The organism is Bacillus altaicus (assembly GCF_042136375.2).
Taxonomy (GTDB): Bacteria; Bacillota; Bacilli; order Bacillales; family Bacillaceae_G; genus Bacillus_A; species Bacillus_A cereus_U.
This window is the reverse complement of sequence record NZ_CM143394.1, coordinates 3,297,692-3,319,821: the sequence shown is the minus strand read 5'-3', so window position 1 is coordinate 3,319,821 and position 22,130 is coordinate 3,297,692. Positions and strand designations below refer to the sequence as shown.

Here is a 22,130-nt window from a genome sequence, read left to right as displayed (position 1 = left end):
TTTATTAGTATTTAGTCTATGGATAATATATCATGCTGTTGCGGAAGTTTTAGTGCGCGTATTTCTAATACACCGTTTTGATAAGAAGCTTTTGCTGTTTTTTTGTTAATTAAATACGGCAATTTAATAAGTCTTGATGCTTCTGAAATAGAGCGTTCTCGGCGATAATAATTGTGAGAAGATTCTTCTTCGGTCTCTTCAAGTATATCTTCTTTTACTGAGACTTTTAAATACTCACTTTGTATTTCAATTTGAATTTGTTCTTTTTGTATACCTGGTAGTTCAGCTGCAACGACGAGTTCGTCACCAACTTCGTATAAATCTACTGGGAATGTTAATAAACGGTTTCCTTTTTGGAAAAAATGATTTAAATCAGTGATTACGCCACGAAGAGGTGTTTGTTCGAAAAAATCATCAATCTGTTTTAAATAATTACGAACCGGTGGGCGAGAAGAATCTTTTTTTTCTTCACTCATGGTATTCCCTCCTAGAAATCAATTTGCAATATCATATGACAAAAGCGGAGAAAGGTGAGTGCCTAGTTTTCATGTTTTCATAAAAAAATGTTAAAAATGTGAAATGGAGCGAGTTTTTTTATAGTTTTTGGTCGCCATATTCAGTTGATTATGCTAGTATAAATAGGGTTGATACAGTAGTATTGAGACAGAATGAAAACTGAAAGAGGGTAAGAAGTATGTGTGGTTTTGTAGGATGTTTATGTGAAAACCCTAGAGGGTTTTCAGAAACAGAAAAACATCAATTTGAAAATATGAACACGATGATTTTCCACCGCGGTCCAGATGACGAAGGATATTTTCGTGATGAACATGTACAATTTGGCTTCCGCCGTTTAAGTATCATTGACTTAGAGGCAGGACATCAGCCGCTAACTTATGAAAATGATCGATATGTAATTATTTTTAATGGTGAAATTTACAATTATGTAGAACTACGTGAAATGTTACTTGAAAAAGGTGCAACTTTTGCTACACAATCTGATACAGAAGTTATTATTGCATTGTATGCACATATGAAAGAAAAATGTGTAGACTACCTTCGTGGTATGTTCGCATTTATGATTTGGGATCGTGAAGAAAAGAAACTTTTCGGTGCACGTGACCACTTCGGTATTAAGCCTTTATACATCGCACAACAAGGTGATACTACATTCTTCGCATCTGAGAAGAAAAGTATTATGCATGTAATGGAAGACAAAGGGGTAAACCCAAAGTCACTACAACACTACTTTACGTACCAATATGGTCCAGAGCCAGAAACATTAACAATTGATGTTAATAAAATTGAGCCTGGTCATTACTTCGTAAAAGAAATCGGTAAAGAGATGGAAATCCATCGCTACTGGAATCCTTATTTCAACGCTTCAAGCGCAACGAAAGAGGAGCATATCCAAGCAATTCGTGATGTATTATACGATTCTGTAAAAGTACATATGCGTAGTGATGTACCAGTAGGTTCTTTCTTATCTGGTGGTATCGATTCATCTATTATTGCTTCTATCGCAAGAGAAATGAATCCAAATCTATTAACATTCTCTATTGGTTTCGAACAACGCGGTTTCAGTGAAGTTGATGTTGCGAAAGAAACTGCTGAGAAATTAGGAGTTAAAAACCATAACGTATTCATTACAGCGCAAGAATTTATGGATGAGTTCCCAAAAATCATTTGGCATATGGATGATCCTTTAGCGGATCCAGCAGCTGTACCATTGTATTTCGTTGCGAAAGAAGCGCGTAAACATGTAACGGTTGTTCTTTCTGGTGAAGGTGCAGACGAGCTATTTGGTGGATATAACATTTATCGTGAGCCAAACTCTTTAAAAATGTTCTCTTACATTCCTAGCCCAGGAAAGAGTGTTCTAAAGGCATTAAGTGGTGCTCTTAAAGAAGGGTTTAAAGGAAAAAGTTTCTTAGAGCGTGGATGTACGCCAATCGAAGAGCGTTACTATGGAAATGCGAAAATCTTCCGTGAAGAAGAGAAAGCTGAATTAATGAAGTATTACGATGAAAGTGTTAACTATATGGATATCACGAAACCATTGTATAACGAAATTAAAGATTATGATGATGTAAGTAAAATGCAGTACATTGATATGTTCACATGGTTACGCGGCGATATTTTATTAAAAGCTGATAAAATGACGATGGCAAATTCATTAGAACTTCGTGTACCGTTCTTAGATAAAGAAGTATTTGACGTTGCATCTAAAATTCCGACAGAATTTAAAATTGCAAACGGAACAACGAAAGCTATATTACGTGAAGCTGCTCGTGGAATTGTTCCAGATCACGTGTTAGATCGTAAAAAGCTTGGATTCCCAGTACCAATTCGTCACTGGTTAAAAGATGAAATGCACGATTGGGCTGTAAATATTATTAAAGAAAGCAAAACTGAGCATTTAATCGAAAAACAGTATGTATTAAACTTACTGGAAGCACATTGTGCAGATAAAGGCGATTATAGCCGTAAAATTTGGACTGTACTTGCGTTTATGGTATGGCATCAAATTTATGTTGAGCATAAATACGATACGAATAAGTTCCACGAAGAAACAAAGCGTGCGTATAGCTTAGTTTAATAAAAAACCTTAAGGTCGCATTCGATCTTAAGGTTTTTTTCATAAATTGCATTTATTATTGATACAATAATAGTAAAAGGATGGACAACATATGATTACGTTTGAGAAAGTAAATATAGAAAATGAAAGCGCTGTAAAAGAAATGTTTCATTCACACAGCTTAGATGAGAAAAAGGTTCAGTATTGTGTGAAAGTTGATGATACATATATTGGTGTAATAGATTATAGCGTTCAAGAAGAGAGTGCTATTTTGTCACAGTTAATTATTCATTTTGATTATCAAGGTTATGGATACGGGACAAATACGTATTTTACATTTGAAGAAATGATGAAACAGAGAAATGTGAAAGAAATAAAAGTATTGCAAGAGATGTTTACGGAACAAGCGAAATCTTTCATAGAGGGATCTGGTTTTATTGAGGGAAATGGAATATATGTAAAGAAAATATAATGAATATTGATTAGGCGATGATATGAATATAAGGTAGGTGGACGTATGACGATAACTTCTGGTCTTGTATTAGTTGGAGGTTGTTTTATAGTAGCAGAACTATGCCAGACTTTTATTCGGAAAAGAATGTATAAGAAGAGAAGACCATATGAATTACAATATATTCCTGTATTTTTAATTTTGTTTTGTATGCTATTTGTATTGCAAAACATAACGTATTTCCCACCTCTTTTGAACATCTTTTTGAAGTTTGGGTTGCTATATAGCGGCGGTGGGATATTTCTTTTATTTCTTTTATTTTGCATACGTTACATCCATTATCAATCGTATATATTCATTTTAAATTGGCTAAAGCAAAGCGATAGAAACCGCCTTACATAAGGGGGTTTTTTTATTTGTACTTGTAACGGAACTTGTACAATTAACATAAAATAGGACGAGTAGAAATGAAGCTTATTACAATAAAGAAAGGAACGAAAAAGATATATGAAACTTGTTATAGACGCAGGGCATGGTGGATATGATTCTGGTGCTGTTGGTAATGGGTTAGTGGAAAAAGAGTTAACACTTCAAATTGCTAGACGTGTTCGGGATATTTTATCTGCAAATTATCCAATCAATATTAAAATGACACGTGATAGTGATGTATTTATCTCTTTATCAGAACGTGCTAATATTGCTAATTCATTTGGTGCAGATTATTTTATCTCATTTCACATTAATAGTGGCGGTGGCACTGGATTTGAAAGTTATATTTACAACGCGCTATCTAATAGTAGTTCCGCATATGAAAAGCAACAAAAAATGCATGCAGCAGTCAATCCTGTATTAACAAAATACGGCCTTCGTGATCGAGGGGGAAAAAAAGCAAATTATGCGGTACTAAGAGAGACTGCAATGGATGCAATATTAACAGAGACTGCCTTTATTGATACTACGTTTGATGCTAATTTATTGAAAAACCCACAATTTATTGAAGATCTAAGTCAAGCGTATGCAAACGGAATAGCAGCTATTTTTGGATTAGCCCCAAATCCGAATCCTCCAAATCCACAACCTCCAAACCCGCAGCCAACACCACAAACGAAGGGGATTGCTTATATCCTTGGAAAAAATGTAAATTTACGAAGTGGTCCATCAACGTCTTCTTCAGTTATTCGTCAACTCAACTCTCCAGAATCGTATGTCGTATATCAGGAAAGTAACGGGTGGTTAGATTTAGGAAATGGACAATGGGTGTATAATGACCCTTCGTATATTAATTTTGTAAAGACGAGTAATAGTGATGGAAGTCCAATTGGTGTCGCTTATATACAAGGAACGAATGTGAACTTAAGAAGTGGTCCATCAACATCTTCTTCAGTTATTCGTAAATTAAATAATCCGGAATCGTATTTAGTATATATTAATCAAAACGGTTGGTTGAACCTTGGTGGAAATCAGTGGGTGTATAATGATCCGTCATATATTAAATATAATCAATATTGAAAAGTATAATTGAACATGTCTCCATCTTATTGCTGAGATGGAGACATGTTTTTGTATTACATATGTTATTTGTTGACTGGAATAATAATTACTTTCTTATGGTCATTGATTTTTCAAATGTTTCGAATGAAAAAATGAGGGTTAAAGGCGGATATATATGTATTTCGAATGGGGAAGAGTGTTTAAATTATATGTATTTCAAAAGTTTTCTGATATATGTATTGACAATATGTAAGATATGCATTATTCTTTTGAATGTTATTGATAATCAATTTCAACTAGGGGGATATATGACACGAACTAAAAATATGCTTATACTTTGCATTATGTTACTAATGGTTATAATTGCAGGGTGTGGTAAAGAAGAGCAGAAAGCAAAAGATACATCAGTAAAGGCAAAAGATTCATATAGTATAAAGCATGCAATGGGTGAAACGACAGTAAATGGGACACCGAAAAAAGTTGTTGTTTTAACAAATGAGGGTGCGGAGGCTCTTTTAGCTGTCGGAGTAACGCCAGTTGGAACTACAAAACCACGTGCTGGTGATGAATGGTATCCTCATTTAGCGAAAGAGTTAAAAGATACGAAAGTTGTAGGAACTGAGCGTGATATTAATTTAGAGGCAGTTATGAAGCTTAAACCAGATTTAATAATCGGGAATAAAATGCGCCATGAAAAAATATATGAGCAATTGAACGAAATAGCGCCAACTGTATATGCTGAAACATTGCGCGGGGATTGGAAGGAAAACTTTACACTCTATACAAAAGCTGTAAATAAAGAAAAAGAAGGGCAAAAGGCTCTTGAAGATTATAAAAAACGTATTGAAGGAATGAAAGAGAAGTTAGGAGATAAATTGAATTCTAAAGTTTCTATTATTCGCTTTGTACCAGGTGACGTTCGTATTTATCAGAAAAACTCATTTTCAGGTGTTGTTTTAAATGATATTGGATTTAAGCGACCACCACTACAAGATAAAGATGAGTTTGTGATAAAAGGAATTACAAAAGAGCAAATTCCGAATATGGATGGGGACTACATATTCTACTTCACATCTGATAAAGATGCAGATAAGAATAACGAAGGAACCACGTTAGCAAAAGAATGGACAGAAGACCCACTCTTTAAGCAGCTACAGGCTTCTAAAGACAATAAAGTATTCCAAGTGGATGAAGTAATTTGGAATACAGCAGGCGGTATTAAAGCTGCAAACTTAATGCTAGATGATATTGAAAAATATTTTTTGAAATAAATGAATGGTTGAGTGCATCACTTTAAATAGGTGATGTACTTTTTTTGCGTATTTAAATACAGAAAATTCCTTCTTTTAAGTGTGGATAAGTTGTACAATAAAACCAATCATGGAATAAAGGAGTGGGAAGGAATGAAAGCTACTCATAAAGATTGGATTTTGTTTAACGGAAGAATTGTAAACACGAAAGAAGAACAGCCGATGGTTGCGTTAGAAGAGAGAGGACTCCAATTTGGTGATGGCATATATGAGGTATTTAGGCTATACGATGGAAAGCCTCATTTATTAGACTTACATTTGGAACGCTTTTTTAAATCTATGAAGGAAATAAATATTGTTCCGCCGTTTACAAAGGAAGATCTAGTCGAGGAACTTCATCAAATGATTGAAAAAAATTACTTTCAAGAGGATGGGAATGTGTATCTTCAAATATCACGTGGAGCTCAAGCTCGAAATCATGTGTATGAAAAAGATTTACAGCCAACATATTTTGCGAATATTGTTTCGTTTCCAAGACCTACCGCTACTATGGAACAAGGAATAAAGGTTACTATAGAAGAGGATATACGCTGGAAGTTCTGTCATATAAAATCTTTAAACCTTCTACCTAATATCATGATTAAAAATAAAATAAACGAGCAAGGGTATCAAGAAGCGATATTAGTACGAGATGGAATTGTAACAGAAGGGTGTCATTCGAATTTCTTTATGGTGAAAAATAATCAATTAATTACACATCCGGCCGATAATTTCATTCTACACGGCATTACTCGCCACTACGTTATTACATTAGCGAAAGCTTTACATATTGAAGTAGAAGAGCGTGAATTCTCATTGCAAGAAGTATACGAGGCTGACGAATGTTTCTTTACAGCGACACCACTTGAAATATTCCCTGTTGTTCAAATTGGTGATGAGAAGTTTGGAAGCGGCGAAAGAGGACCAATTACGAAAAAACTACAAGCTGCATATGAAGAAAGTATTAGTTTGTTTAAAGTGACAAATTAATAATGAGGGAAAAAGCTGGTATTCCCCCAGCTTTTTTTCATGATATAATTCAACCATAGGACAAATTTTGAAAACGCTGTAAAAAAGGGGATTTAATGTATGAATTATGAAGATTTTAAAGAAGTAATTCACGGTAGACGAAGTGTTAGAAAGTTTACAGAACAAGAAGTATCCACTAGTGATATAAAAGAAATTATTGATTGTGCTCGTTATGCACCGAGTGATACGAACTCACAAACGTGGGAGTTCTTGGTCATTATGAATCGAGAGAAAATTAAAGAAATTGAACAAATGACATGGGATGCATTACATAAACTTGCGGCAAAGGCAGCAGAAAATGGAGAAGAGAAAGCAGGGAAATTACTTACACGTTCTTTCGGTCCGTATGCGACAGCTTTCTCTGAGGCGCCAGTATTAATCGTATGTTTGGCAACACCATATGAATCAAAGTTTCGTGAAAAGATATTTGATCCAATTGCCTTTGTTCCTGATTCAGTGTGGGAAGAGGAAGGAATTAAGAGTAGCTGTCTAGCAGCACAAAACTTAATGTTGGCTGCACATGCGAAAGGACTTGGCACTTGTCCAATGACAGGACCTGTATTGTTAGCTCAAGATGAACTGCGACAATATTTACAAATTGAGCCTCAAAAACAAATTAATATGGTAATTTCACTCGGGTTTCCGAAAGATAAGCCGAAGAAACTTTCGCGAAAAGAAGTTGATGAGATTACAACATTTATTTTCTAAATGTTATGTAGAAAAGACATTGAAATGACAATGTCTTTTTATTTTGAATGGATATTTCTTTAGTGAATTGGGCTAAAATGATGAATAGAGTGGAATTACTATTTATTTCTTTAAAAAAATTAATGTTCTTAAAATGAAAGTATGGTACAGTAATCGTGAGTAAGCTAATATTTGTTCATGAAAGTGTTAAAGACTAGTTTTAAAATTAAGAAGTTATTTTTGTATAATAAATTATAATGAAATAACAGGGGGGATGAATTTTGAAGAAATTCATAATCACTGGATTGTCTGTATTGTTATTAGTAGGCTGTGGTGCTCCAAAGGAAAAAGAAGATGCACAGTCAAACCAGGAAGAACAAGTTGTAAATGCAAGTGATGAGAATATGGTCGTATTTCCTGAAGGAGCAGTGCCAATCGGAGAAGGGAAAGTAAAAGTAACTACTCCAGATGGTACTTCTGAAAATGGCAATATACCAACTGTATTCATAAAAAAGGATACTTTAATTCAGCAAGTTGAATTAGAACTTTCCAATTTTCAAAATGATAAAGAAACATTTGTATTTGTAGATCAAATATTTGCAGATAAACATCAAGTAACTAGTACAACACAGACAACAGTACAATTAAAAGAAAAGACGCTTGAGACAGGTAGTCATACGATTACCGCAGCTCAGTTTGAAAACAATGACCCAAAAGGAAAAGTCATTAGATTTAATCAAGCGACGTTTGAAACGAAGCCTGCGTCTTAATTATGGATAAAAAGTACATTACTCAAAAGTAGTGTGCTTTTTAGTTTGGATTGAATTATGTCATTGAGAATAATTTGTTTCACTTTTTAGTACGAATGAATAGGAAGAACTTATTCTTTACTATCATGTAAGAGAAAGGGATTGAAAGTTTGAAACGAGTTATTCGTATTTTCGTATTTATTATAATGTTTTCGGTCATTTGGTTTACTTTACAAGAGGTGGTTGAAGTTACGCTCAATTATCAAATTCATGACTTGTTAATTGGAGCTGTATGTTTTGTCATTGTGTACCGGTTTTATCCCGCTTTAACGGGCAGTAAGAACCCCACCTCATAATTCGGCACATGCGAGAAAGTTAGGTGGGAGATCAACTTCCAGTAAAAGCTCGATTGGTGAAGGCTAATAATCGGAGGGGATGGACAAAACCCCCTCTGATTAAAGTTTCACTTTATGATAAACTCGGATTAAGGTAAGTATTGAGAGGGAAATGTAGGTATTTTATTTGTAATGTCGAATAGTACATACGATGTCGTAATAACAAATTTTCTATTGTTTACTGTGAAACAGAAGAAGGAGAGATTGTAGTTATGAAAAGAGCGATTATAAATATTGATTATACATATGATTTTGTAGCTGAAAAAGGTGCTTTAACATGCGGGAAACCAGGTCAAGAAATTGAGAAGGAACTTGTAAATGTAACGAAACAATTTATTGAAAAAGGTGATTACGTAGTATTTGCGATCGATAAACATGAAGACAATGATGTATATCATCCTGAAGCTAAGTTATTCCCACCTCATAATATAGCGGGTACAAATGGAAGAGACTTATTCGGTGAATTACAAGATGTATGCGTGAAATATAAAAATGCTGAGAATGTATATTATATGGACAAAACGCGATACAGTGCATTTGCTGGAACAGATTTAGAGATGAAGCTAAGAGAACGAGGCATAGAAGAAGTTCATCTTGTAGGTGTATGTACCGACATCTGCGTTCTTCATACGGCAGTAGATGCTTATAATAAAGGGTTTAAAATTGTCGTTTATGAAAAGGCGGTTGCATCTTTTAATGCGCAAGGACATGAATATGCACTTGGACATTTTAAATCTTGTTTAAATGCAGAAGTGAAGTGAAAAAAGAGGCCTTCAAAAAGGTCTCTTTTTCACATTTAAATAGAGACGACTTGTTGCTGAATTAGTTTTTTTATGAATGGACCAATGTTTTCTGGTAGTTCATTTAAATCAAAAAATTGTACATGTAATGATTCAACTCCATCAGCTTTTAGCAAGCCACCTTTAATGTCTTTGCAAAGGTAAGCGATTGTTATAGGATAAAATTCATCTCCGTTCGCTAATTTCACAAAAAACTCTTTACCTGAAAATACACTTACTAACTGAAGTGTACCAATTTCAATACCTGTTTCTTCAAGCACTTCTCGTCTTCCGGCTTCTTCTGTGGATTCACCAAGTTCCACAAAACCTCCAGGAACACCCCACATGCCATTTCGTCTTTGTTGTAGTAATATTTGTTCTTGATCATTTAAAACAGCTACAGCAACTCCTGCTAAATTGAGTGGCCTTGATCCAACAATCTCTCTTAGTTCTTCGATATATCCCATTAATTGTAACCTCCGTGAAAAAAGTATCAAATGAACTATTCGGTGTTATGTGAATGTATTCCTTTGAACGAGGTGAGTATTACAAAGTTGTTTATAAAAATTTCTATTGTAATCTCCCTTTAGATTATTAAAAAGGGTATATTTATAGTAAATAGAAAAGAACATCTGAAGTGGAAAGATTGATGAAAGGGTTATATTGCTGAAGATGAACAATGAATACAAATACATAGTTAAGAAAGTACAATTTAAGATCAGGATAAAAGATGTTTCGAAAACAAGTGTTGAGATGATAAATACGTATTTACAATAAAGTAGCTCTGTATGAAATTTTCATTAGTAAGGAAGTGGATGGATGAGTTTATTAACGTATACTGAAGAGTTTTTTAATTATGTAAGGGAGTTTTTACTTTTAAGGTTTTTACTATTTGCTTTAGTTCTTATCATTATTTCTTTTGTTATAAATCGCATTATTGATTGGTTTTTTAGAAAATCAAGCTTTTTTGATGAAGAGGTAGAGCAGACGATTCAAAGTGTAATTCGATCTATTTTTAGATATATCATTATCATCAGTCTGATCATATATTTAATTAGTCAATTTGTAGATATAAAAAGTATTATTGCAGGTGCAGGGATAGCGGGAGTTGTCATCGGTTTTGCTGCACAACAGATGCTAAAAGATGTCATATTAGGCTTTGCAAGATTAGCGGACAAAGAGTTTCGTGTTGGCGATTTTGTTACTTTTAACGGAACAAATTCAGGAACTATTGAGGAAATTAGTATTCGTTTTATGCAAATTCGTGAATGGTCAGGAAAACTCCTTACCATACCACACGGAGAGATTAGAACGATACAAAATTTTAATAAAGGATGGATGCGAGTTATTGAACGCATCACGGTAAGTTATCAGGAAGATCCTACAAGAGTTAAGGAATTGTTAGAAGAAGTGTGTGTTATGTGTAATGAAAAATTGGATCAAAGTCTTTATAGAGTAGAGGATGAAGCTGTTGAACCATTTAAATATGTTGGTGTTACAGACTTAAACCCTAACCTTAAATATGTTGGATATGAATTTTGTATTACAGGTTTGATTAGGCCAGAAGATTATTTTGAAACTTCAAGGCAAGTAAGATTTGAATTAATGTCTATGTTCCATAAAAATCAAGTGCAAATGCCAGCAGCGAATATGTTCGTTAACACTGAAAGTTTACAAAATATCCATGTGGGACAATCTTTATCAGACAGTTAATAAAAATTAGCTAATGTCTGTTTTGGTTTAGAATTTAGATTTGAATGCACTGTATGGGGTATCTCCTAAAAAAGAGCTGAAGGAATTCAGTTCTTTTTGTTTGTAGTATTTAGAAATTTCTTAATGTTATAATGATAGTTGGTGATGAGAATGAACATAGATGAAAAAGAGATGCATCGTTTAGAAGCATTAAAAGAAATTGCTGAGTTACTAAATGAAGCAACAAACTTACAGGAAATGTTAGGAAAAGTGTTACATACATTATTACAAGTTATGAATTTACAAACAGGATGGATATTCTTTATTGATGAAAGTGGAAAGCATCGTATGCTTGTAGACCAAAACTTACCCCCAGCTCTTACGTGGCAGGAAAAGAAGCCGATGTGTGAAGGAGATTGTTGGTGCGTAGAACGTTTTGTGAATGGAAGATTGGAAAAAGCGACAAATATTATTGAATGTAAACGAATAGAAGATGCGATTGAATGTAATTGGGGCGAGACAGAAGATGTTACACATCATGCTACAATCCCGCTAAGATCTGGATCAGAGAAATTCGGTTTATTAAATGTGGCCTCGCCTCATAAAACACACTTTTCTGAGGAGGAGTTAGCGTTATTAGAAGCGATTGCATTTCAAATTGGAACGACAGTACAACGTATTCAATTAGTTGAGAAAGAACGGAAATATGTAGTTGTAGCTGAAAGAAATCGATTGGCTCGTGATTTACATGATTCCGTTAAACAATTGTTATTTTCAATTATGCTAACAGCGAAAGGGACTCTAAATATGACGAAGGATAGAGACTTGCAAGAGATGTTAAGTTATATTGGAGAATTATCACAGGAAGCATTACAAGAGATGACACTTTTGATTTGGCAATTAAGGCCTGAAGGATTAGAGAAAGGTTTAGCAGAAGCGATTCAAAATTACGGAAAACTGTTAGGGATTCAAGTGGAAGTTCGAATTGATGGAATGGTTTTAATTGAAGATGAAATAGAAGAAGTTTTATGGCGTATAAGCCAAGAGGCATTACATAATTGTAAAAAGCATGCTTCGTGTGAAAAAGTATGTGTTTATTTAAGGATTGAAGATAATAAGCTGCACTTTTACATAGAGGATAACGGAATAGGATTTATACAGGATCAAGTAAGAGAGTCAGCACTTGGTTTGAAAAGTATGAAAGAACGAATTGAATTAATGAGGGGAATTTTCCGAATAAAAACAGAACCGGAAAAGGGGACAAAGATAGAAATTCAATTACCGGTTTGAGAGGGAGAACGTCAGTGAAAATTAAATTATTACTTGTAGAAGATCATCATATTGTTCGAAGGGGGCTCGTATTCTTTTTGAAGACGAGAGAAGAATTTGAAATTATTGGGGAAGCAGAAAATGGTGAAGAAGCATTAACATTCGTCCAAACAGAAAGGCCGGATGTAGTATTAATGGATTTAACAATGCCGAAAATGGATGGTATTGAAGCGACAAAATGTATAAAACAATACGATGAGACAATAAAAATTCTTATGCTCAGTAGTTTTTCAGAACAAGATTACGTTTTACCGGCATTAAAAGCTGGGGCAGATGGTTATCAATTAAAAGAGGTGCAGCCAGATCAACTCGTTGCGTCAATTGTTGCGGTATATCAAGGAAACGCGAATTTTCATCCAAAGGTAACACCTGCGCTATTAGGACGGTCAGCAGTCAAGAAAGAAAAAAAGAATCCTTTTTCTATGTTAACGAAAAGGGAGCAAGAAGTACTTCGTGAAATTGCGAAAGGAAGAAGTAATAAGGAAATTGCAGCGGAGCTTCATATTACAGAACAAACGGTTAAAACACATGTTTCTAACGTATTGGCTAAATTGGAAGTAGATGACCGCACACAAGCTGCCTTATACGCAGTAAAGCATGGGGAAAACTAAAAATAAGTAGGAATAATTGTGTCATATGTTACGGTAGAATACATAGGAGCAAATAAAATGTATAGTGATGCGCCAAATAGAGGTTTTTCTTCTTTCAATAATTAGGTACAATAAAGCTACTATGGAAGGGGAAGATACGCTATGCCTGGTACAAAAAGTGGGATTGGAAAGATTCAGGCTTCGTTAAATGGTTTATCACCGAAATTACGAAGTATTGCCGAACATATTTTGAAACATCCACAAGATGTTGTACATAAATCGATTACGGAATTAGCGGAAGTTACGAATAGTTCCGAAGCAACGATATTCCGCTTATGCAAACACTTAGGTTTTCAAGGGTTCCAAGACTTGAAAATTACATTAGCTCGTGAGATTGTACATACCCCGATGCAAAATATTCATGAGGAAGTATCAGTAGAAGATAATATGGTCACTGTTGCTAAAAAAGTTTTTCATTCACATATTACAGGACTGCAAGATACATTACATTTGTTAAACGATAACGCGTTGGAACAGGCAGTAAGTGCGCTGAATGAATCGAAACGAATTGAGTTTTATGGAAATGGTGGGTCGGGTATTATTGCGATGGATGCTTATCATAAGTTTATGAGAACGGGTATTTCTTGTATTGCTCATACGGATTCTCATTTTCAAATTATGGGGGCTGGCTTGTTGACAAAAGAAGCAGTGGTCATTGCAATTTCTCATTCGGGCAGTAATAAAGGATTACTTGAAGCGTTAGAAGTAGCAAAAGCAAGAGGAGCTCGCATTATTGCGATTACGAGCTATCAAAAATCGGCATTAAGCCAACTTGCTCATATAACGCTATATACTTCGACGCGTGAGACTGAATTTCGTACAGAAGCAAGTTCATCACGATTAGCGCAGCTTAGTTTATTAGATACTTTGTATGTGGGTTTGTCGTTGCAACGACAGGAGGAAACACTGCAAAATTTACAAAGCATACGTGAAACAATTTCAATGAAGCGAATATAAAAAGCTCTTCAAATGAAGAGCTTTTTAGTTTGTTGATATATCCTCAAGATCTACTTGCCCGTAGAAATAAGCAACATGTTCATCTTTAGCGTTTCAATTAGTTTTATCCCGCTATTTGCGGGCAGTAAGACTCCCGCCTCAAAATTAGGAACAAGGCGAGGAAGTTAGGTAGGAGATTAACTGCTCGTAAAAGCCCGATTGGTGATATCCCATCACAATCAAGCTAAGAAAAGTAAATACCCCAAGATGAACTACAAAAAGATTGTTTGAAACGTTTTACTTATAGTAATAATCTCCCATCTTCACAACCATTCATTTTTTCTAACCTCTATATACTTCACATTTAAAATCAAAAGAATAGCTTAATAAATTCAAATGTAGATATAATGAAATTTAAAATATTTCCTTTTAATACATAAAAAACCTTTATGTAATAATTCAAATATTGTTCAATATTTCAAAAAATGTTTGTGAAATTCCATGTTATGATGAACATGTAATGATGATTGAACACTTAAATTTGGTACAATAATTAGCCAAAATAGTGAGGACAGTAGTTGTGAGATAAACTCATTAAAACTCTAAAACACTAAAGGGGAGATCACATATGAAAGCAGTAGTAGTTAATAAAAACAGCAAAGCAAACATTGAAGTTATTGAAAAAGAATTACGTCCGTTACGCTCAGGCGAAGCGTTAGTAGATGTAGAGTATTGTGGAGTTTGCCACACTGACTTACACGTTGCGAATCATGATTTTGGTAATACAGATGGCCGCATCCTTGGTCATGAGGGTGTAGGTATTGTTACTAAAATTGCTGATGATGTTACTTCACTTAAGCTTGGTGACCGTGTAAGTATTGCATGGATGTTCCAATCTTGTGGACGTTGTGAATATTGCGTAACTGGTAGAGAAACATTCTGTCGTGAAGTTAAAAATGCTGGTTATACAGTAGATGGTGGTATGGCTGAACAATGTATCGTTACAGCTGATTATGCTGTGACAGTACCAGAAGGATTAGATCCTGCTCAAGCATCATCAATCACATGTGCAGGCGTAACTACATATAAAGCTATTAAAGTATCAGACATTAAACCTGGTCAACCTATCGTAATCTATGGTTGTGGTGGATTGGGTAACCTAGCAATCCAATATGCTAAAAATATATTTGGTGCAAAGGTAATTGCAGTAGATATCAATGACGACAAATTAGCCTTAGCAAAAGAAGTTGGTGCCGATATGACTATCAATCCAATTACTCAAGGTTCTGCTGATAAAATTGTTCAAGAGGAGTTTGGTGGGGCTTATGCTGCTGTAGTAACAGCAGTTTCTAAAGTAGCCTTCAACTCAGCAGTTGATGCAGTACGTGCTTGCGGTAAAGTAGTTGCGGTAGGTTTACCAGTAGAAACTATGGATTTAAACATTCCACGACTTGTATTAGACGGAATTGAAGTAGTTGGTTCTTTAGTTGGTACTCGTAAGGATCTGGAGGAGGCATTTATGTTCGGCGCAGAAGGAAAAGTAGTGCCAGTTGTTCAAACTTGTTCTCTAGATAAAGTACAAAATGTATTCGAAGAAATGGAACAAGGTAGAATTCAAGGGCGTATGGTAATCGATTTTAAACAGAATAATTGTGATTGTAAATAATTCATTTTAAATATAAAAAGCATGAGTCTAGCAAAGGACATTTAAAAAAGTTAGACGGCATAAAAAAGATGATCCCTGTATTAAATAGGGATCATTTTCTTTATATTCTACTAATATCAATGCCAATTAATACTTGATTGATGAGACATGATTAAAAGTTCACTTTATTTGCAAAAGAAAAAGAATCTTTATGTTTAACAAATTTTTTATGATCTGGAACGGTTTGAATTGCTACAGTTTGCGAATCTCGTGTATTCAGTGCATCTTGAATCCCGATTGTCATAAGCTTAATAAATAGAATCGTAATAAAGAATGAAACGAGAGTATAAAAAATAATCCACCATGAAAGATTCATTTCATAACGATTTAATCCGATAAGGCCTGCCCAATCATTAGATAGAGAAACAGGTTTGAGCGCTCCGTCATAGAGTTCCCGCATTTGTATCCCGCCAATTACGATGTTAAGCAACGCTAAATGGATAACGAGTATGAGTGTTTGGACGATATGTTCCATAAATAACACAAATAAGCGGTCAAGTAATAAGACTCGTAAGTGTTTTTTGATAATATGAAAACGGCTAGCACCCAGTAATTGTGAACTTAAAATGTAATCTTGTTTCATAAATTCATCAACCTCTGAGGATATATATAAAGATAGTGTAGGCAGAGCGACGAAAATAAGTACGAGTACTTGATAAAACGTAAATGAAATGTTTGGATCTAATCTATCAGCATTTGATATGATTACAATATTAACGGGCGTGATGAGTATAAATGCGATAAATAGAGTTGGGATATAATAAAAAACTTCTGAGCATGCCTGGAAAAATCTCTTGAATTTTGGAGCATATAAACTTAAGAGGATTCCTATACATGTTCCGCATAAAATTCGAAAGAAGCTAATTACCACGGCTAATAAAATGGTGAATTTTGCTCCTTCTACAATTTGTAAGAAAACAGAATCTCCAAAACGATCAGATCCAAAAGGCGGTATTAACGATGGCGGAAAGGGGGCCTTTCCAAGTAATTCGTTATTGTCATTGTAAAGTAACTGAGGAGGTTTTGGGATGTTATCTTTAAAGAACCAACTATAAATAAAACTAGCTGAAACAAGTATGAATAAATAAGTAAAGCCGATTAAGAATCGTTTTGATTTCCAAATAGATTTCATAATGCTGCTCCTTTCAATTGCTTTTGCCATCTATTCATCATGAATGAGATTATTTGAAAAATGGCATAAAACGGTAAAATAATCATAACAAGTATGATAAATGCAGCTGGAGGTGAAATAAACGCCTTCTTAAATAAAAATTGAATAATGCCTTCCATATTAAAAACAAATTCTAAAATGAATAAGTTAGAAAGTAAGAAAACAAAAATCGTTTTTAAATGGTGAAAGAAGTGGATAGATATATTTTTGAATAAATGAATGCATAGTATATAACTTGATGAAAGTCCTTTTCCATATGCAACTTCTACGTAATGTTTTCCATGTTCTTCTTTTATGTATAACACCATCATCCGAAACATTTGTAATGTAGGTAAGACTGCTAAAGATAAAATAGGGAGTAAATAAGCTCGATTTTCATTAAAAGAAATAATGGTGACAGGAGATTCTCCGAATTTCTGAAGTACCCATATGAAAAATATTTGCAAACAAATCATCATCATCATATCAGGGATAGCTTCTAATATGAATACAATTCGGTTTATCCATTTTTTTATATAATCTTTTGCTAAAAAATAAAAAAATGCCATACTAGATGATAGAAAGAGTGCAAGAAAAAAGGCTATAAATAATACAGTAAATGAATATAGGTAAGGTTCTAAAACAGTTGGAAATAATGGTGTCTTTTTGAAATGACCAAATTTCGGGTCTGATCCTATAACCACTAATGATTCAGGTGAGAAAACCTGTTTTAACATAGTAACGATCTGATTAAAAAAATGAATTGGTTGAAAAGTGAATCCCTGCTGAGTGATAAATAAATAAGGTAAATTTAGTAATAGTAAGAGTGATAAAAGAATTGATGAAAGTTTTATTGTGAATTGAGATATTTTATATAACATTAAACCCCTCCGACATCTTTTTACAACATTATACAATAAAGTTCATATTTTGTTTTGATTTTTCAGAAAAATATAAATACTATTAGATTTTATAGTATGGGACATATATTTACAAGGTAAAAAAGTGATAGTAGGGAGCCACGCCCTATGTCCATCAAGCTAAGAAAACGAGAACTTATATATTATTATCTTTAGGTGGAGGGGAAAGAATGTTTGATAAATTAAAAAGGTTATTTAAAAAAGATAAAGAGAATGATTAAGAAGATGAGAGGTACATTTTGGTTTGAAAAAAATTTTCTTTTCATAACTTGATTTATGAAAAAATATTTTATATACTAATTCATGTAAACGGTTTACTAGATCGTATTTTGCTAGAAACGAAGGGAAGGTTCGCATGGAAACAAGGGGGAGAGTAATCGGGGTTGACATCGGTACCACAAGTACGAAAACGGTTGTATTCACTGAAAAAGGAAAAGTCGTTGCTTCACATGCAATTGATTATCCAATTATTCAACCGAAGGTCGGATGGGCTGAGCAAGATCCTGATGTAATATGTGCTGCTGTATATAAAACTGTAAGCGTTGCCATTGGAAAGGGTAATGTGTCACCGGAAGATATTTCTTCTATCGGGATTAGTACAGCAATGCACGCCTTAATTGCAGTAGATGAAAACGGTGCGCCGTTAACGCGCTCTATTATTTGGGCAGATAATAGAAGCACAAAGCAATCAGAAAAACTATTACAACAAATGAATGGTCATGACATTTATAGAAGAACTGGTACACCGATTCATCCGATGTCACCACTTTCTAAATTATTGTGGATGAAAGAAGAAGAAACGGAGTTATTCAGAACTGCGTATAAATTTATTTCCATTAAAGAGTATGTCATTTATCAATTATTTTCACGCTATGTAGTTGATTATTCTATCGCATCTGCTACAGGGTTATTTAATTTAAAAACATTAAACTGGGATGAAGATGTTTTAACTATGTTAAATATGTCACCAGAACAATTATCAACACCTGTACCAACTACATATATTTTATCGGGAATGAAGCCGGAATTAGCACAAAAGATGGGTATTAGTGAGGATACTCCAGTTGTTATTGGTGCAAGTGATGGTGTTCTTGCAAATGTAGGTGTCGGTGCAATATCACCTGGCTCAGCTGCAATTACGATTGGAACAAGTGGTGCAGTTCGAACAATTTCATCAAATGTCAATACAGATGAAAAGGGAAGAACGTTTTGTTACGCATTAACAGATGAGCACTGGGTTATCGGTGGGCCAACGAATAACGGCGGAATATTACTGAGATGGTTACGTGATGAATTTGGTAGCCCAGAGCAAGAAGTTGCAAAGAAGCTTGGGATTGATCCTTATGATTTATTAATTAAGTATGCAGAAAGTGTACCAGCTGGAGCAGATGGATTGCTATTTTTACCGTTTCTATCTGGAGAACGTGCACCCTACTGGAATGCAAATGCTCGAGGTACATTCTTCGGGATAAACCTTCAGCATAAACGTGAACATTTCATACGAGCAGTTATGGAAGGTGTTTGTATGAGTGTGTATTCAGTAGCACTTGCCATTCGAGATTGTACAGGGCCACTTACTGAAATACGTGTTTCAGGAGGCTTTGCGAAATCTGCATTTTGGAGACAAATGTTATCTGACATGATGGGGAAAGAATTGCTTGTTCCAGAAAGTCATGAAGCATCTGCGCTTGGGGCAGCAGCACTTGCTTTGTATGCAATTGGGAAAATTGATTCTCTTGAAGAGGTGAAGGATTGGATTGATATTGTCCATCACCATGTACCGAATAAAGAAAATACGGCTTTATATTTAGAGATGTTTTATATGTATGAACGACTTTACAATCGTTTGAAAGAAGAATTTGATTGTATAGCTGCTTTCCAACGTAAACAATAGGGGGATTGGGAGAGATGGTAGTTGGGATCGTACTAGCGGCTGTTGTTATATTACTTTTACTAATTACGGTAGTAAAATGGCATCCATTTGTCGCGTTAATTTTAACAGCAATCGGAGTTGGGCTAGCAATGGGGATGCCCTTAATTGGAACTTCACCACAACATCCGGGGATTATCGATTCTATTAAATTAGGTCTTGGTAATACGTTAGGGTTTTTGGCGATTGTTTTAGCTTTAGGAACAATGCTTGGAAAAATGATGGCTGAGTCTGGCGGTGCTGAACGAATTGCAAACACATTAATTGGACGTTTTGGGAAAAAGCGTGTTCACTGGGCAATGATGTTCGTTGCATTTTTAGTAGGGATTCCGGTGTTTTTCCAAGTTGGATTTGTACTATTAATTCCGTTAGTATTTACAATTGCGTTAGAAACAGGGGTATCACTTATTACAATCGGAATTCCGCTAGTAGCAGGTCTTTCGGTTGTACACGGACTTGTTCCACCGCATCCAGCAGCAATGGCAGCGGTAGGTATATTTAAAGCAGATGTAGGGAAGACAATTTTATATGCATTAATTGTCGGACTTCCAACTGCAATAATTTCAGGTCCGCTTTATGGGAAATGGATCGGTGCTCGTATACATAAAGAAGTACCGTTAGATATAGCGGAGCAATTTATTGAAAGAGATAAGAAGAAGGAACTTCCTAGCTTCGGAAATACATTGTTTACTATTTTACTTCCAGTATTTCTTATGCTAGGTGCATCGATAGCGGAAGTAGCGTTAAGCAAAACGAGTCAACTTGCACAAGTATTGCACTTTATTGGAGATCCAATAGTCGCATTATTAATTGCAACGATATATTCTTTCTTTAGTCTTGGCTATGCAAAAGGATTTTCTAAAGACAAAGTCTTACAATTTACAAACGATTGCTTAGGGCCGATTGCAAACATACTGTTAGTTATTGGTGCAGGGGGCGCATTTAATAAAGTGTTATTAGATTCTGGGATCGGAACTACAATTGCGGAGATGGCGAAAGAATCGCATATTTCACCGATATTATTAGGTTGGGGAATTGCTGCACTTATCCGAGTTGCAACGGGATCGGCTACTGTTTCTATGATGACAGCAGCTGGAATTGTAGCACCGATTGCAGCAAGTACACCAGGAGTAAATGTAGAGTTACTGGCACTTGCAACAGGAGCAGGGTCATTAATTTTATCGCATGTAAATGATTCAGGATTTTGGATGATTAAAGAGTATTTCGGAATGACTGTGAAAGAAACATTATTAACATGGACTGCAATGGAGACAATATTATCTGTTGTAGCACTTGGGCTAATTTCGTTATTAAATATATTTGTATAGAATGGGAGATTGATTAATATGAAACTAGGTTTAATTGGATTAGGAAAAATGGGATTCCCATTAGCTGAACACTTACATGAAGACAAGCATGAAGTAGTTGTATACGATGTAAATAATGAGCTTGTTGAAAAGGCAGGAAAATTAGGGATTACTGCCCGTCATACGTTAAAAGAAATGATTGCTGAACTAGAAGCACCTCGTACAATTTGGGTAATGGTACCTGCAGGAGAAGTTGTCGAGTCAGTACTAAAAGATGTATATCCATTATTAGAGGAAGGCGATATCGTTATTGAAGGCGGAAATTCATTCTATAAAGATACGTTACGCCGTGCTGAAGAAGCGAAAAGCTTTGGTTTACATTATGTAGATATCGGTACATCAGGCGGTGTGGAAGGAGCTAGATACGGTGCTTGCTTAATGGTTGGTGGAGAAAAAGAAATTTATGATCAACTAGAACCTTTATTTAAAGATTTAGCAGTAGAAAATGGTTATTCATATGCAGGCCGCGTCGGTAGTGGGCATTTCTTAAAAATGGTTCATAACGGTATTGAATACGGAATGATGCAAGCAATCGCTGAAGGATTTGAAGTACTAGATAAAAGTGATTTTGATTTCAATTATGAAGATGTTGCAAAAGTATGGGCGAACGGATCAGTTATCCGTGGTTGGTTAATGGACTTAACTGAAAAAGCATTTGCAGATGATCCAAAACTTGATGGCATTAAAGGTGTAATGAACTCTTCAGGAGAAGGGAAATGGACTGTTGAAACTGCGCTTGAATTACAAGCAGCGGCACCAGTTATCGCTATGTCATTATTTATGCGCTACCGTTCACAAGAAGATGATACATTCCACGGAAAAGTGGTTTCTGCACTTCGTAATCAATTCGGTGGACATGAGGTTGTGAAAAAATAGGAAATATTAGTTTTGTGAAACTCATACGAAAGTATGAGTTTTTTTTATTTCTCATACTATTTAATGAAAGTTTTTCCCTCTTTTTACTGTGTTTTGTATAGAAATTTCTGATAATATATAAATATAACTT

The 22,130-nt window shown here is 34.8% G+C and carries 21 protein-coding genes; 17 read left to right on the top strand and 4 right to left on the bottom strand.

Annotation, left to right across the window (positions count from 1 at the left end; genetic code table 11):
- Positions 1-11: 11 nt before the first annotated feature.
- A complete protein-coding gene (locus ACE38F_RS17240) occupies positions 12-476 on the bottom strand; it encodes an Hsp20/alpha crystallin family protein (RefSeq protein WP_375369299.1) in 465 nt (154 codons plus the stop codon).
- 218 nt (positions 477-694) lie between these two features.
- Between ACE38F_RS17240 and asnB the strand changes: the two genes are divergently transcribed.
- The 9 genes from asnB to ACE38F_RS17195 all read left to right on the top strand — a co-directional run bounded on the left by asnB (position 695) and on the right by ACE38F_RS17195 (position 9,427).
- A complete protein-coding gene (gene asnB, locus ACE38F_RS17235; RefSeq protein WP_002148240.1) occupies positions 695-2,596 on the top strand; it encodes an asparagine synthase (glutamine-hydrolyzing) in 1,902 nt (633 codons plus the stop codon).
- Positions 2,597-2,687: 91 nt separating this feature from the next.
- On the top strand, positions 2,688-3,047 hold the full coding sequence (locus tag ACE38F_RS17230) for a GNAT family N-acetyltransferase (protein ID WP_215556218.1): 360 nt from the start codon (positions 2,688-2,690) through the stop codon (positions 3,045-3,047).
- 45 nt (positions 3,048-3,092) lie between these two features.
- A complete protein-coding gene (locus tag ACE38F_RS17225; protein ID WP_012260872.1) occupies positions 3,093-3,428 on the top strand; it encodes a hypothetical protein in 336 nt (111 codons plus the stop codon).
- A gap of 105 nt (positions 3,429-3,533) precedes the next feature.
- Entirely contained in the window at positions 3,534-4,535 is a 1,002-nt protein-coding gene (locus ACE38F_RS17220) for an N-acetylmuramoyl-L-alanine amidase (protein ID WP_375369298.1), read from the top strand.
- A 290-nt stretch (positions 4,536-4,825) separates the two neighbouring features.
- Positions 4,826-5,788: an ABC transporter substrate-binding protein gene (locus ACE38F_RS17215; protein WP_215556220.1), complete on the top strand. Its 963-nt coding sequence runs from the start codon at positions 4,826-4,828 to the stop codon at positions 5,786-5,788.
- Between the two features lie 132 nt (positions 5,789-5,920).
- Positions 5,921-6,796: a D-amino-acid transaminase gene (gene dat, locus ACE38F_RS17210; protein WP_215556221.1), complete on the top strand. Its 876-nt coding sequence runs from the start codon at positions 5,921-5,923 to the stop codon at positions 6,794-6,796.
- A gap of 99 nt (positions 6,797-6,895) precedes the next feature.
- Positions 6,896-7,543, top strand: coding sequence for a nitroreductase family protein (locus ACE38F_RS17205; RefSeq protein ID WP_215556222.1), 648 nt, complete (start codon positions 6,896-6,898; stop codon positions 7,541-7,543).
- Positions 7,544-7,803: 260 nt separating this feature from the next.
- Positions 7,804-8,292 carry a putative periplasmic lipoprotein gene (locus tag ACE38F_RS17200; protein ID WP_215556223.1) on the top strand — a complete coding sequence of 163 codons (489 nt, stop codon included), beginning with the start codon at positions 7,804-7,806 and terminating at the stop codon, positions 8,290-8,292.
- Positions 8,293-8,878: 586 nt separating this feature from the next.
- Complete coding sequence (locus tag ACE38F_RS17195) at positions 8,879-9,427, top strand: cysteine hydrolase family protein (protein ID WP_375369296.1); 549 nt, start codon at positions 8,879-8,881, stop codon at positions 9,425-9,427.
- A 35-nt stretch (positions 9,428-9,462) separates the two neighbouring features.
- On the opposite strand, the gene ACE38F_RS17190 is transcribed toward ACE38F_RS17195, so the two are convergent.
- Complete coding sequence (locus ACE38F_RS17190) at positions 9,463-9,912, bottom strand: NUDIX hydrolase (protein ID WP_375369295.1); 450 nt, start codon at positions 9,910-9,912, stop codon at positions 9,463-9,465.
- A 352-nt stretch (positions 9,913-10,264) separates the two neighbouring features.
- Between ACE38F_RS17190 and ACE38F_RS17185 the strand changes: the two genes are divergently transcribed.
- The 5 genes from ACE38F_RS17185 to adhP all read left to right on the top strand — a co-directional run bounded on the left by ACE38F_RS17185 (position 10,265) and on the right by adhP (position 15,718).
- Entirely contained in the window at positions 10,265-11,158 is an 894-nt protein-coding gene (locus ACE38F_RS17185) for a mechanosensitive ion channel family protein (protein ID WP_375369293.1), read from the top strand.
- Between the two features lie 150 nt (positions 11,159-11,308).
- Positions 11,309-12,427, top strand: coding sequence for a GAF domain-containing sensor histidine kinase (locus ACE38F_RS17180; RefSeq protein ID WP_462782387.1), 1,119 nt, complete (start codon positions 11,309-11,311; stop codon positions 12,425-12,427).
- 14 nt (positions 12,428-12,441) lie between these two features.
- Positions 12,442-13,077, top strand: a complete 636-nt coding sequence (locus ACE38F_RS17175) for a response regulator (protein WP_215556227.1) — start codon at positions 12,442-12,444, stop codon at positions 13,075-13,077.
- Positions 13,078-13,218: 141 nt separating this feature from the next.
- The gene (locus ACE38F_RS17170; RefSeq protein ID WP_215556228.1) at positions 13,219-14,073 is read left to right on the top strand and encodes a MurR/RpiR family transcriptional regulator; all 855 of its coding nucleotides are present in this window, start codon (positions 13,219-13,221) and stop codon (positions 14,071-14,073) included.
- 607 nt (positions 14,074-14,680) lie between these two features.
- Complete coding sequence (adhP, locus tag ACE38F_RS17165; RefSeq protein WP_375369291.1) at positions 14,681-15,718, top strand: alcohol dehydrogenase AdhP; 1,038 nt, start codon at positions 14,681-14,683, stop codon at positions 15,716-15,718.
- A gap of 151 nt (positions 15,719-15,869) precedes the next feature.
- Here the strand turns inward: adhP and ACE38F_RS17160 are convergent, their stop codons facing one another.
- Entirely contained in the window at positions 15,870-16,889 is a 1,020-nt protein-coding gene (locus ACE38F_RS17160) for an ABC transporter permease (RefSeq protein ID WP_375369290.1), read from the bottom strand.
- Positions 16,886-17,788: an ABC transporter permease subunit gene (locus ACE38F_RS17155; RefSeq protein ID WP_375369288.1), complete on the bottom strand. Its 903-nt coding sequence runs from the start codon at positions 17,786-17,788 to the stop codon at positions 16,886-16,888. The genes ACE38F_RS17160 and ACE38F_RS17155 overlap by 4 nt, the downstream gene beginning before the upstream one ends.
- Before the next feature lie 394 nt (positions 17,789-18,182).
- Between ACE38F_RS17155 and gntK the strand changes: the two genes are divergently transcribed.
- The 3 genes from gntK to gnd are packed head-to-tail and all read left to right on the top strand — an operon-like array spanning position 18,183 to position 22,000.
- Positions 18,183-19,721, top strand: a complete 1,539-nt coding sequence (gene gntK, locus ACE38F_RS17150) for a gluconokinase (RefSeq protein WP_375369286.1) — start codon at positions 18,183-18,185, stop codon at positions 19,719-19,721.
- Between the two features lie 14 nt (positions 19,722-19,735).
- Complete coding sequence (locus ACE38F_RS17145; protein WP_078178581.1) at positions 19,736-21,085, top strand: GntP family permease; 1,350 nt, start codon at positions 19,736-19,738, stop codon at positions 21,083-21,085.
- Positions 21,086-21,103: 18 nt separating this feature from the next.
- Positions 21,104-22,000, top strand: a complete 897-nt coding sequence (gene gnd / locus ACE38F_RS17140; protein WP_375369285.1) for a phosphogluconate dehydrogenase (NAD(+)-dependent, decarboxylating) — start codon at positions 21,104-21,106, stop codon at positions 21,998-22,000.
- The last annotated feature ends 130 nt before the right edge of the window (positions 22,001-22,130 follow it).